The organism is Gorillibacterium massiliense, assembly GCF_000455485.1.
Classification (GTDB): domain Bacteria; phylum Bacillota; class Bacilli; order Paenibacillales; family NBRC-103111; genus Gorillibacterium; species Gorillibacterium massiliense.
This window is the reverse complement of the sequence record NZ_CBQR020000116.1, coordinates 1-11,039: the sequence shown is the minus strand read 5'-3', so window position 1 is coordinate 11,039 and position 11,039 is coordinate 1. Positions and strand designations below refer to the sequence as shown.

At 49.7% G+C, this 11,039-nt stretch carries 15 protein-coding genes; 10 read left to right on the top strand and 5 right to left on the bottom strand.

Annotated features, from left to right (window positions below; translation table 11 throughout):
- The 3 genes from TJ79_RS16260 to TJ79_RS16250 all read left to right on the top strand — a co-directional run.
- On the top strand, nucleotides 1-280 hold a 280-nt coding region (locus TJ79_RS16260; RefSeq protein WP_040951399.1), incomplete at its 5' end, for an iron-sulfur cluster-binding protein.
- A complete protein-coding gene (locus TJ79_RS16255; protein ID WP_040951398.1) occupies nucleotides 261-1,193 on the top strand; it encodes a dihydroorotate dehydrogenase in 933 nt (310 codons plus the stop codon). The genes TJ79_RS16260 and TJ79_RS16255, both read left to right, overlap by 20 nt.
- Before the next feature lie 80 nt (nucleotides 1,194-1,273).
- Nucleotides 1,274-2,671 (top strand): amino acid permease, encoded by a 1,398-nt coding sequence (locus TJ79_RS16250; protein WP_040951397.1) that lies wholly within the window; start codon nucleotides 1,274-1,276, stop codon nucleotides 2,669-2,671.
- Nucleotides 2,672-2,806: 135 nt separating this feature from the next.
- On the opposite strand, the gene namA is transcribed toward TJ79_RS16250, so the two are convergent.
- Complete coding sequence (gene namA / locus TJ79_RS16245) at nucleotides 2,807-3,820, bottom strand: NADPH dehydrogenase NamA (protein ID WP_040951396.1); 1,014 nt, start codon at nucleotides 3,818-3,820, stop codon at nucleotides 2,807-2,809.
- Nucleotides 3,821-4,044: 224 nt separating this feature from the next.
- Between namA and ymzB the strand changes: the two genes are divergently transcribed.
- The 3 genes from ymzB to TJ79_RS16230 all read left to right on the top strand — a co-directional run bounded on the left by ymzB (nucleotide 4,045) and on the right by TJ79_RS16230 (nucleotide 5,414).
- Nucleotides 4,045-4,383, top strand: coding sequence for a protein YmzB (gene ymzB, locus TJ79_RS16240; RefSeq protein WP_052339656.1), 339 nt, complete (start codon nucleotides 4,045-4,047; stop codon nucleotides 4,381-4,383).
- 232 nt (nucleotides 4,384-4,615) lie between these two features.
- Nucleotides 4,616-4,822, top strand: a complete 207-nt coding sequence (locus TJ79_RS16235; RefSeq protein WP_040951394.1) for a hypothetical protein — start codon at nucleotides 4,616-4,618, stop codon at nucleotides 4,820-4,822.
- Between the two features lie 76 nt (nucleotides 4,823-4,898).
- A complete protein-coding gene (locus TJ79_RS16230; protein WP_040951393.1) occupies nucleotides 4,899-5,414 on the top strand; it encodes a P-loop NTPase family protein in 516 nt (171 codons plus the stop codon).
- A gap of 16 nt (nucleotides 5,415-5,430) precedes the next feature.
- Here TJ79_RS16230 and TJ79_RS16225 read toward each other — a convergent pair whose 3' ends face one another.
- The 4 genes from TJ79_RS16225 to TJ79_RS16210 form a co-directional block, all read right to left on the bottom strand.
- On the bottom strand, nucleotides 5,431-5,748 hold the full coding sequence (locus TJ79_RS16225) for a DUF3784 domain-containing protein (RefSeq protein ID WP_040951392.1): 318 nt from the start codon (nucleotides 5,746-5,748) through the stop codon (nucleotides 5,431-5,433).
- 30 nt (nucleotides 5,749-5,778) lie between these two features.
- Nucleotides 5,779-6,213 (bottom strand): hypothetical protein, encoded by a 435-nt coding sequence (locus TJ79_RS16220; RefSeq protein WP_040951391.1) that lies wholly within the window; start codon nucleotides 6,211-6,213, stop codon nucleotides 5,779-5,781.
- A 3-nt stretch (nucleotides 6,214-6,216) separates the two neighbouring features.
- Nucleotides 6,217-6,414, bottom strand: coding sequence for a helix-turn-helix transcriptional regulator (locus tag TJ79_RS16215; RefSeq protein WP_040951390.1), 198 nt, complete (start codon nucleotides 6,412-6,414; stop codon nucleotides 6,217-6,219).
- A 194-nt stretch (nucleotides 6,415-6,608) separates the two neighbouring features.
- Entirely contained in the window at nucleotides 6,609-7,328 is a 720-nt protein-coding gene (locus tag TJ79_RS16210; RefSeq protein ID WP_040951389.1) for a Crp/Fnr family transcriptional regulator, read from the bottom strand.
- A 257-nt stretch (nucleotides 7,329-7,585) separates the two neighbouring features.
- Here TJ79_RS16210 and TJ79_RS16205 point away from each other — a divergent pair, with 257 nt between their 5' ends.
- The 4 genes from TJ79_RS16205 to metG all read left to right on the top strand — a co-directional run.
- Complete coding sequence (locus tag TJ79_RS16205) at nucleotides 7,586-8,113, top strand: hypothetical protein (protein WP_040951388.1); 528 nt, start codon at nucleotides 7,586-7,588, stop codon at nucleotides 8,111-8,113.
- A gap of 145 nt (nucleotides 8,114-8,258) precedes the next feature.
- A complete protein-coding gene (locus tag TJ79_RS16200) occupies nucleotides 8,259-8,945 on the top strand; it encodes an HAD family hydrolase (protein ID WP_040951387.1) in 687 nt (228 codons plus the stop codon).
- A gap of 97 nt (nucleotides 8,946-9,042) precedes the next feature.
- Nucleotides 9,043-9,288, top strand: a complete 246-nt coding sequence (gene yidD / locus TJ79_RS16195) for a membrane protein insertion efficiency factor YidD (protein ID WP_420319394.1) — start codon at nucleotides 9,043-9,045, stop codon at nucleotides 9,286-9,288.
- Nucleotides 9,289-9,664: 376 nt separating this feature from the next.
- The coding region (gene metG / locus TJ79_RS16190; RefSeq protein ID WP_040951385.1) for a methionine--tRNA ligase at nucleotides 9,665-11,039 on the top strand (1,375 nt) is incomplete at its 3' end.

The following is an 11,039-nucleotide window of genomic DNA, read 5'->3' as shown; positions in this document are numbered from 1 at the left end:
GACCGTAAATGTAGGCGGCTTCGTCGTGGAGGACATTGATCCATCCCGGTATGATGTGATTTATACTTGCGGCCCTCTCCCTATGATGGCTGCGTTAGCGGACAAGGCAGCGAAGGCAGGCACCTGTCTCTATGTATCCGTGGAGAAAAGGATGGCTTGCGGAATCGGAGCCTGTTTGGCATGTTCCTGTGCTACGAAAAACGGCAATCGAAAGGCATGCAAAGATGGCCCGGTCTTTTTGGCGGAGGAGGTGATTTTCGATGATCTCTCTCGCTTGTGAGATTGCCGGAGTTAAGTTGAATAACCCGTTTATCATGGCGTCGGGAACCTACGGTTTTGGCAAGGAATATAGCGCTTATTGCGATTTGAACAAGCTTGGCGGCATCTCAGGCAAAGGGCTGACCCTCCATCCCAAAGCCGGAAACAAAGGGACGCGGATATTCGAGACAGCCTCGGGGATGCTTAACAGTGTCGGATTGGAAAATCCGGGGATCGAAGCCTTTTTGGCTCATGAGCTGGACGAAATGGTTCGTTGGAATACGGCAGTACTGATCAATCTGGGTGGTGGCACCATCGGCGATTATGTCGAAGGAGCCGCATTGATTTCGGAAGATAACCGCATACGCCGTTTGGATAACCGTAGAGGCGCCGACATGATCGAGCTCAACATCTCCTGTCCAAACGTGAAAGAAGGTGGACTCGCCTTCGGCGTGGAGACGGAAACCGCCAGACAGGTTGTGCGGGAAGTGCGGCGGGCGACGGATATGCCGCTCATCGTCAAATTGTCGCCAAATGCTCAGGATATCCGGGCAATGGCGGTTATGTGTGAGGAAGAAGGCGCCGACGGCATCTCCTTGATCAATACGTTTTCCGCCATGAAAATAGATATCAAGCGGCGGCGCAGTGTTTTCGATAATCTCTATGCCGGCTTATCGGGTCCTGCGATCAAACCCATCGCCCTCCGCATGGTCCATCAGGCAGCGAAAGCGGTCTCGATTCCGGTGATCGGCATGGGCGGTATCGTCACGGCAGAGGACGCCGTCGAATTCATCATGGCTGGAGCTGCCGCCGTACAGGTTGGAACGGCGAACTTTATGAATCTTCGGGTCGGAGAAGAGCTGGCCGATGATCTTTACCGCTATATGGAAGCGGAGAAAATCGCGTCCCTCGAGGAAATCCGCGGCATCATTTAACCCGTTGTAGAGAGCATAGACGGGCGGAGCTTTGCGCTCCGCCTGTTTCATTGCTATAAAATGAAGGAGGAAATAGTGTCTTGAGTTTATTGCGCAAGAAAGATTTGCTTACACTTCAGCAAAGCGAACAGAAATCAGAGCTGAAGAAAACCCTGGGAACTTTTCAATTGACCATGATGGGAATTGGCGCCATCATCGGTACAGGGATCTTTGTTTTGACAGGCGTCGTCGCCGCAGAAAAAGCCGGCCCCGCCATCATGCTTTCCTTCGTCATCTCAGCCATCGTGTGTATGCTGGCGGCACTCTGTTATGCGGAATTCGCTTCGACCATTCCCGTTTCTGGTAGCGCTTACACCTATGGCTACGCTGTATTTGGCGAGCTGCCCGGTTGGATTCTCGGATGGGCTCTCATTCTGGAATACGGTCTTGCCTGCGCCTCGGTAGCAAGCGGTTGGTCGGGGTATTTTCAGGGGCTCTTGGCGGATTCAAAGATGCATATACATCTTCCGGCGGCCATTTCCAACGCCTTCGATCCGGCTCATGGCCATTACATCGACCTTCCGGCCATCGTTATTATTTGCGTGCTCGTGTTGATTTTATCGGCAGGAGCTAAAGAATCGGCGACCTTGAACACGTTTATGGTTATCCTCAAGCTTGCGGTTGTCGTGCTGTTTATCGTTCTTGGCTTCCGGCATGTAGATCCTGCTAACTGGCATCCGTTTATGCCGTACCATTTTTCCGGGGTAACAGCGGGGGCGGCGACCGTATTTTTTGCCTATCTTGGCTTTGATGCTGTAACGACGGCTGCAGAGGAAGTGAAAAATCCACAAAAAAGCCTTCCGATCGCGCTCATCACTTCCTTGCTTGTATGTTCATTGCTGTACTTAGTTGTATCAGCCATATTAACAGGGATTGTGCCGTATACCGACCTGGATGTGAAAAATCCTGTTTCCTTCGCCTTCGAGTATATTGGTATGAAGTGGGCGGCTGGATTCATTTCGGCGGGTAGCATTATTGGGATTACAACGGTGCTTCTCGTCATGCTATACGGACAAATTCGCTTGCTCTATTCCATCGGTAGAGACGGTCTGCTTCCGCGGGTGTTCTCTCAGGTAAGCGCAAAAACGCAAACGCCGGTAAAAGGCGGCTGGATTTCCGCTGCTGTTATTTCGATCTTTGCCGGATTCATCCCTCTGGGCCACCTGGTGGACTTGACGAATATCGGCACATTCTTTGCCTTCATCGTCGTTTCCGCTGGAATTTTGATCCTGCGAAAAAAATATCCGGATCTGCCCCGTTCGTTCAAGGTGCCATTCGTTCCTTTTACACCGATTCTTGCTATCCTCGCATGTGGATACTTGATGACGCAACTCACCCTTATTACTTGGATCGGTTTCATCGTATGGATGGTCATCGGACTTGCTTTGTATTTCCTCTATGGCTATCGTCACAGCTTGTTAAACAATAAGAGCAATTAAAAAAACGGTGGAGCGGGTTTTCGCTCCACCGTTTTCATTGTACAAGAAACCCCAGTTCAACTGGGGGTGAATACCTGCAAACATACCGTTATTGCATTGGGCTAATGGAAGCCACTGGCTAAGCAGGTGGCTATATTACCAGCCCCGTCCGTATTGCTTGGGGGCCTCAATCTGGGCATTCAATTCTTTTGCGGCTGTTCGCGGCCAATAAGGATTGCTGAGCAGAACGCGGCCGAGGAACACCAGATCGGCACGGCCGTTAGCCACGATTTCTTCCGCTTGGGCGGAGGAAGTAATCAGACCGACGGCACCGGTGGCGATATCCGCCTCCCGGCGGATGGCATCGGCAAAGGGCACCTGATAGCCTGGGAAGATATCGAAGACGGCAGGGACGACGGCAGCGGAGCTGCAGTCGATCAAGTCGACACCTTGCTTCTTCATGCGGGCGGCATAATCGATGTAATCGTGGATGGCGAGTCCTTCCGGATGATAATCGGAAGCCGAAATCCGTACGAACAGCGGTCCATCCCAAACGCCGCGGACTTCATCGATGGTTTCTTCCAGGAAGCGATAGCGGTTATCGGCGCTGCCGCCGTATGCATCCTGGCGCTTGTTGCTGAGAGGGGAGAGAAATTCGTTGATCAAGTAGCCGTGTGCGCCATGCAGCTCGATCACGTCAAAGCCGGCTTCCTTCGCTCTTCTCGCTGCATCGCGGAAGGCGTTGATGGTTTGTTTAATTCCTTCGGCGTTCAGTGTCTCGGGCGTCCGGTATTTTTCGCTGAAGGGCAGGGCGGAGGGGGCGTAAATGGCGCCTTCCACCTCGGATTTGCGGCCGGCATGAGCCAGTTGAATACCGATATGGGAACCTTGCTTATGGACCATATCGACCAACTCGGTTAATCCGGCAACGTGCTCGTCACTCCAAATGCCCAAATCCCGGTCGGAAATCCTTCCTTCGGGAAGTACGGCGGTAGCCTCCAGAATAAGGAGTCCGACTTGACCTACTGCGCGGCTGGTGTAATGGGTTTTATGCCAGTCGGTTACCTTGCCGTCTCGGTCTTCACTGGAATACATGCACATCGGAGACATGACGATGCGGTTTTTCAGCGTCACTCCCCTGATTTCATAAGAAGAAAAAAGCTTGGACATGGTATCTTCCTCCAATCCGAATAATGGGTCTCTCTTTACGTGATTGTAGCACATTTTTTTAAGATACCCTAGCGCGCGAATCGGATTTAATCGTCCTATCCTAGAGAACCATGTATGCCTAATTTTGAAAAAGGGAATCAATAAAGGCGGTTCCTTTCGAAAGTGATTGCACGGTAAGCAGAATGGGTAAAGGATTATAACGATGAGGCGCGAGGTGAAAAATGATGGAGATCAATGTTGGGCCGATCACCAACTGGCTGGAGTCCTGCGTAGGGCGCACCCTGAACATCACGAAGGAGGAAACGGGAGACGAAGATAGGATCAAGCTGCAGCTGGATAAAGTCGTCGTATCCGTCCGAAATGAGAGCCACCCGGATGACTATGTGGCGGAGCACTCCATTTTGCTCCAAGGCCAGGGAACGATGTACGGAGGGGAAGAAGTAGCGCCTCTGCCAAGGAATGTGTATGAAATTCCCTACGACGAAACGATCACTCATGAAAATGATGACACCGGTATCCGCATATCCACGGATCGGGCTGTTTACCGGATCGAATGCGAATAAGGAAAATTTTCAGTTATCAAACGCCGGCATTTCAGTGTTGAGGACCGGCGTTTTTGCCGTGGAGATAAAAGAAAAATCTACCTGACCTATGGAAACTATGATAAACTGGTATACATAATCGAAAAGTTGATAGATTGCGTTCCATTGCCATAACCACCCATTGCCGGATTTACATGTGCGACATCCATGCCTGCTGCAATCGGTTTCTTTCGGAAAAGGAGGGATGGCTCCTATGCAATACGACCTTCAACAGTTCATTGGCCAACCGGTAGAGATCATCTACCTGGACGCCGAACAGCGGACGGTCCAGCGGAAAATCGATATTTTAACGGCGGGAGATCAATGCATCTTCGCCTATTGTTTTAACCGCAAGGATACGGAGTTGTTCAAAAATCAAAATATCCTTGCCGTCATCAGCGGCAAGTCCCGTATTCATTGATCATAACCCGGCTGTTGGGAAATCATCCCGGCCGGGTCTTTTTTTAAACATTAATGTAAACAGGCGGTCAATCATCATGCGAAAAGTTATTGTCATCGGTTCTCCCGGTTCAGGAAAAAGCGTGTTCTCGAAAGCTCTTGCCGCAAAAACGCGGCTGCCGCTCATCCATTTGGATAAGCTCTATTGGAAGGCGGGGTGGGTGAAGACCGACTTTGAGGAGTGGGTTCCGCTCGTTGCCGAGCAAACGGCTGGCTCAGCCTGGATCATCGACGGCAATTTTCAAAGCACCCTGGATGATCGGATGCAGAAAGCGGATACCGTTATTTTGTTGGATTTACCTAGAGGGTTGTGCGTCTATCGAATCATCAAGAGAAGATTGGCTAATCTGGGAAAATCACGCCCCGACATGGGGCCAAATTGCATAGAGAAGCTGGACCGGGAGTTTTCTCAATTTCTCCGGTTCGTGTGGAACTTCTCGAAGATCAGCGGCGGAACGATCCGCAACTGCATGGAGAAATACGATGAGGACGGCCGGCAAATGATCGTGTTGAAATCAAAACGGGATGTGAAGCGATTTTTACAGGAAATCTAGCGGAAAAGTGCGGGAATCATTTTCTTTTGCAAACCGTATTCCCCAAAATCGCCACCACGGCTATTGTGCTTAAGTACCCCCATGGTATAAACCAATGAATGCTCCTTGGCAGTTCGAACTTATACGCCAGAAAAATCCCAGTCATAACGGTTATAACGCCAAAGCCTGCGCCCATAACACGGCCCAGGTTTTTTTCATTGTACTTTTGCTTTTCGTCCTTATGGGACGTGTTATATCCCGCGATCAAAATGCTACCTTTTCCCATCCATAAACCTACGGATAATGCCGCCAGCAAAATAAACATGATCCAACCTACCCAAACCGGCCCGTTCATTTTTCATATCCCCCTAACGTATATCTGCTTTCAGTCATCCTCATTATGTCTTTCTTGATATTTGGATTTCGTCAAATAAGCGGCTGCAATGGAAAGAAATGCGCAACCGAAAAGGATACCGGTCCCTGTATCGGTAACTTGCCTGTTGCGGATAAAAGGGGTATGTTCATTAACCATATCGATTGCAGAAACAATAATGGAGGCTGCGCCAAACAGTCCGATAAAATAAATCAAACGTTTTTGACGCTTTTCCAGTAGGGGATAGATCTCATAGATGATCATTTCGATCCCGCAAACGGCGATTGTCACAAGCACGATGAAGAGGGCTGACCATTTATCGGGAAGGATGAAGATATCGTTGTTCTCCAAACAAGCGTTGAGCAGCGTCAAACCGCCCATCAGAAACAAGCCGTGCTTAAAAACGTTTCCCCTCTTCAGCATCTGTAGCTCATCTAATTTTTTCATTTCCTAATCCTCCCAAAATAAATCGTCAAGAGATTTCCTTAAAACCTTGCAAATCTCGATGCACAATTTGACGGATGGATAATAATCTCCCTTTTCGATGGCATTCATCGTTTGACGGCTAATGCCAATCGCTTCGGCTAAATCTTTCTGAGTCATATCAAGAGCAGCGCGCGCAGCTTTCAGCTTCAAATTCTTTGGCAAACCTTTCCACCCCCATCAAAAGTATATCAGATCACCGAGAAAAATGTAAAGTAACTTTGACACAAATTAAAGAAATATTGACTTAACGCCGCAAAAAAAAGATGCCGGTGAGCACCTCGCTTTTCATAAAAAATAAAACGCTCTTTCCGTGGACTTGCTGGTTCCGTCCGGAGGAGCGTTTTTTTTGTGCCGTTTCATATTCGGCATATGTTGGTCGGGCAATTTTCGCATTGGCATATTTCTCTGAGGGCGTCCATGTTTTTAAGGACAAGATAGCCGTTTTCCTGGCCGATAATATCATCCTTTTTCAGATCGCTCAACATGCGGTTGACGCTTTCCCGAGTGGCGCCGATCATATCAGCCATGTCGTTGTTCGTCAGCTTTTTCGTAATGAGGATGTTTTTGCCGTGCGGTGCGCCGTAGGTGTTGCTGAGCCGGATCAGCATCGAGCAGAGCGCCCCCGGTTTGCCAAACATCATGAGATCCCTCAGCTTGGTTTGGGTTAACCGATGCATAAGGCCCATCCATTTCATGAACTCCACGGCTAAGTTGCCATGCTGCCACATGAGAATTTCCAAGTCCTTGCTTTGTATGACGCCAATCACACTATCTTCCAGCACTTCTGCATTGTTACTATGGGTAGACCCTTGTAGACCGTCAATTTGGCCGAACAGGTCGCCGTCATGGTGCATGTAGAGGATGAACAGCTTGCCTTCATCATTGGATTTTGTGATTTTGACGCTGCCGGATTTGACAAAATAAAATTTATCTGAGGAATCGCCTTCCCAATAAAGGTGAGTTCCTGCTGCAAATTTGCTTTCATACATGATCTGTTCCAATAATTTGAAATTTTCTTCAGAGAAGACTTCTGTATTCCGATTTAAGGAAACTTCGGTCTGTATACTTTTCGCCATCGATGGAATCCCTCCTTCACACCATCATCATAGCACATTTTCTCCCATTCGTGTGATATATATCACTTGAGAAAGTGTAAAATTTGTTAATTATCTGAAACAATTTGACGAAGTGTGATGAGTTTGACATTCGACTGATAAAAGATAATATTAATAGTGATAAAAATCATTGTTTGAGTTGAATGACCAGCATATACTGAAACCAATCACACTGCTGGAAAAAAGCGGTTGGAAATGTAAGGAGGACTTGAAGGAAGATGAGGACGATGGGAATCACGATGGATTGCGCCCGCCCGACTGAATTTATGATGGCCGTTGAGCGGATGGAAGCGGAGCATTCCATGTTGACGGAGCAGCTGACCGATCTGTATCTGACTGCAAAAACGATTAGTTCCGCTGATCAGGATCAATTGGCTGTTTGGCTAAAACGTCTGGCATTGCAATCCGCCCAACTGGAGCAACAAGTCGAAGAGCATCTGCTGTGGTCGGGTAAAGAGTTGTTCCCCATGGTAGGCCTTTACGCCGGTGATCAAACGCAGCCTTCCATCGGACATTCTTATTGGGGCTTAAACAAGAGTTTGGAACTTGTCCGCCGCGATCTGGTAGCCTTCAGAGCTGAGCCTGTACATGATGCGCTTGTTATGAGCAAAGAAACGGCAGAGGAAGCAGTCTCGTTTTTGCTTCAGGCTTGCGTGGCACTGTCCGATTTTCTCAAGACGGAGAAGGATATGCTGTTCCCGCTGGCCGAGGAAATGCTGACCGACATCGATTATTTATTCTCCTGAGTTATAGTATGAAGGAGTTTTCTGCGGAGTATCCGGATGAACCGGTACTCCGTTTTTTGCCGTTTATGGCAAGCCAGAAGCGGTCAAATCCGTTATAATGCAAGAATAAAGAAAAATGTCCGCTAGCGGCTTAGGAGGGGAACCTATGATTAAAGCAGTCATTTTTGATTTTGACGGATTGATTTTGGATACCGAAACCCATGAATTTGAGACTTATAAGGAACTTTTTCGCGAACATGGGGCAGAGCTTACTCTCGATGTTTGGGGTTCGTGCGTTGGCACGGCTTCGGGGTTTAACCCTTACCACTATTTAAACGAATGCGTTGGCCGGGAGCTGGACCCGGATGAGGTGAGGAACTGGAGGCTTAAGCGTTACGAAGCCCGTATGCAGGAAGAGCCTTTGCGGCCGGGGGTCGAGAACTATTTGCAGACGGCTGGAAGATTGGGTTTGAAAATCGGTCTCGCCTCCAGTTCTTCGGCGGACTGGGTTCTCGGCTATTTGCGGCATTATGGGATTGAAAACTATTTTGCATGCATCAGCACCCGAGATATGGTGGAGGAAGTGAAGCCGAATCCGGAATTATACCTTCGTACCTTGCGCTGTCTTGGCGTCGAGGCCCACGAGGCGGTTGCTTTCGAAGATTCGCCCAACGGAGCGCTTGCGGCCGAACGGGCGGGGATGCATTGCGTTGCGGTGCCCAATGCCGTAACGGAAACCTTGCCGTTCGGGGCGATTACGCTGCGGATTTCTTCCATGGCCGATTTGCCTCTTGAGGAACTGTTAGCAAAGCTTAATGAGTCGGCTAAACGTGAAGCGAACATTGAGGTATAGCCTGAAATGACCGCGGCGATACTTTGGATGCCGCTTAGTTGACAGGAAAATCTGAAAGGAGCATAGTGGGGGGAACATTGGTTTGGAGGGGGATCGAATGACAAAAGTCCGGGTGATGCGGATCGCCGCGAAAGCGCCGGTTCGTTTTTACCGCAAATTTATATCGCCTTTGAAGCCTCCCACCTGCCGGTTCTATCCTACTTGCTCCCAATACGCGCTGGATGCCATCGAGGAATACGGTGCTGCAAAAGGCTCCTGGATGGCGGTTAAACGCATCGGCCGCTGCCATCCCTTTCATCCTGGCGGGTTTGATCCGGTGCCGCCTAATCCGAAAAAGCACTAGAGTTGACATTTTGCCATTTTTTTCGGTATAGTTTGAGTAATTGCACATTGGTTTCCATGATGGGATGAGTAAGGATAGATGCCTGTACCAGAGAACCGGGGCAGCTGAGAACCGGCACAGGAATAACCCCCGAAGATGGTCCCGGAGAAATTGCTTTCGAGCGTCTGTTCGATTGGAAGAACGACGTAAGATTGCAGCGTTTCCCGCGTTAAGGGGACGGCCGCTAGCCGGCCGGCAGAGCCCCGACATCATCAAAAGACTCGGGGAAACCTGGGTGGTACCGCGTGAGCCATGCTCTCGTCCCAAGACGGACGGGAGCTTTTTTGCGTTCTTGCGAACAGGTTTGGGAACGATAAACGAACGGAGGATATGAAAAATGAGTGGAGCACGTAAAAGCTTTTATCTGACTACCCCGATTTATTATCCCAGCGACAAGCTGCATATCGGTCATGCGTATACGACGGTGGCAGGCGATGCCATGGCCCGTTACAAACGGCTGCGCGGCTACGATGTTCGGTATTTAACGGGAACGGACGAGCATGGCCAGAAGATTGAAGAGAAGGCCAAGGAAAAAGGCGTCGGGCCCCAAGAGTTCGTCGATGGCATCGTCGCCGGGATCAAAGCGCTTTGGGACAAACTGGAGATTTCTTACGACGACTTTATCCGCACGACGGAAGAGCGGCATAAGAAATCGGTACAGAAGATCTTCCAACAATTCGTCGACCAAGGGGATATCTACCTGGGCACCTATGAAGGTTGGTACTGTACCCCTTGCGAATCCTTCGTACTGGAGCGGCAACTGGTGGATGGCAACTGTCCCGATTGCGGCCGGCCGGTGAAGAAGGTAAGCGAGAAAAACTACTTTTTCCGGATGAGCAAATATGCAGACCGCTTGCTGAAGTATTATGAAGAAAACCCGGATTTCATCCAGCCGGAAAGCCGCCGCAACGAGATGATCAACAATTTTATTAAACCGGGCTTAGAGGATCTGGCTGTCTCTCGCAGTTCCTTTAAATGGGGCATTCCGGTTCCGAATGATCCGGACTATGTCATTTACGTTTGGATCGACGCTTTGTCCAACTATATCACCGCTTTGGGCTATGGCAGCGAAAACCCGGCGGATTTTGAAAAATATTGGCCGGCTGACGTGCATCTGGTAGGAAAAGAAATCGTCCGTTTCCATACGATCTATTGGCCGATCATGCTGATGGCTCTCGGTCTGCCTCTGCCGAAGAAAGTGTTCGGCCATGGCTGGCTGTTGACCAAGGGCGGGAAAATGTCCAAGTCCAAGGGCAACGTCGTCGATCCGGTTATGTTGATTGACCGTTACGGTTTGGATGCCGTGCGCTACTATCTGCTGCGGGAGGTTCCATTCGGCTCCGACGGTGCTTTTACGCCGGAAAGCTTCGTAGAACGGATCAATTTCGACCTGGCTAACGATTTGGGCAACCTGCTTAACCGGACCGTGGCGATGATCGACAAGTATTTCGATGGCGTGATCCCGCCGTTCAGTTTGGGATCGACGCCCTTTGATGCCGAACTGGTAGACGTCGCACGGGCGACAGTGGAGAAGGCTGAGGATGCCATGGAAAAGATGGAATTTTCCGTCGCTCTCTCATCCATTTGGACGCTGGTCAGCCGCACGAATAAGTATATCGACGAAACGGCGCCGTGGATTATCGCTAAGGATGAGCGGCGCAAAGGCGAGCTGGGTTCGGTGATGTACGCCTTGGCGGAATCGCTGCGCATCG

Excerpts from the sequence above, each read along its gene's own strand:
- TJ79_RS16255 (WP_040951398.1), top strand. The coding sequence starts at position 261 with ATGATCTCTCTCGCTTGTGAGATTGCCGGAGTTAAGTTGAATAACCCG.
- namA (WP_040951396.1), bottom strand. The coding sequence starts at position 3,820 with ATGTCCAAGCTTTTTTCTTCTTATGAAATCAGGGGAGTGACGCTGAAA.
- ymzB (WP_052339656.1), top strand. The coding sequence starts at position 4,045 with ATGGAGATCAATGTTGGGCCGATCACCAACTGGCTGGAGTCCTGCGTA.
- TJ79_RS16235 (WP_040951394.1), top strand. The coding sequence starts at position 4,616 with ATGCAATACGACCTTCAACAGTTCATTGGCCAACCGGTAGAGATCATC.
- TJ79_RS16230 (WP_040951393.1), top strand. The coding sequence starts at position 4,899 with ATGCGAAAAGTTATTGTCATCGGTTCTCCCGGTTCAGGAAAAAGCGTG.
- TJ79_RS16225 (WP_040951392.1), bottom strand. The coding sequence starts at position 5,748 with ATGAACGGGCCGGTTTGGGTAGGTTGGATCATGTTTATTTTGCTGGCG.
- TJ79_RS16220 (WP_040951391.1), bottom strand. The coding sequence starts at position 6,213 with ATGAAAAAATTAGATGAGCTACAGATGCTGAAGAGGGGAAACGTTTTT.
- TJ79_RS16210 (WP_040951389.1), bottom strand. The coding sequence starts at position 7,328 with ATGGCGAAAAGTATACAGACCGAAGTTTCCTTAAATCGGAATACAGAA.
- TJ79_RS16205 (WP_040951388.1), top strand. The coding sequence starts at position 7,586 with ATGAGGACGATGGGAATCACGATGGATTGCGCCCGCCCGACTGAATTT.
- TJ79_RS16200 (WP_040951387.1), top strand. The coding sequence starts at position 8,259 with ATGATTAAAGCAGTCATTTTTGATTTTGACGGATTGATTTTGGATACC.
- yidD (WP_420319394.1), top strand. The coding sequence starts at position 9,043 with ATGACAAAAGTCCGGGTGATGCGGATCGCCGCGAAAGCGCCGGTTCGT.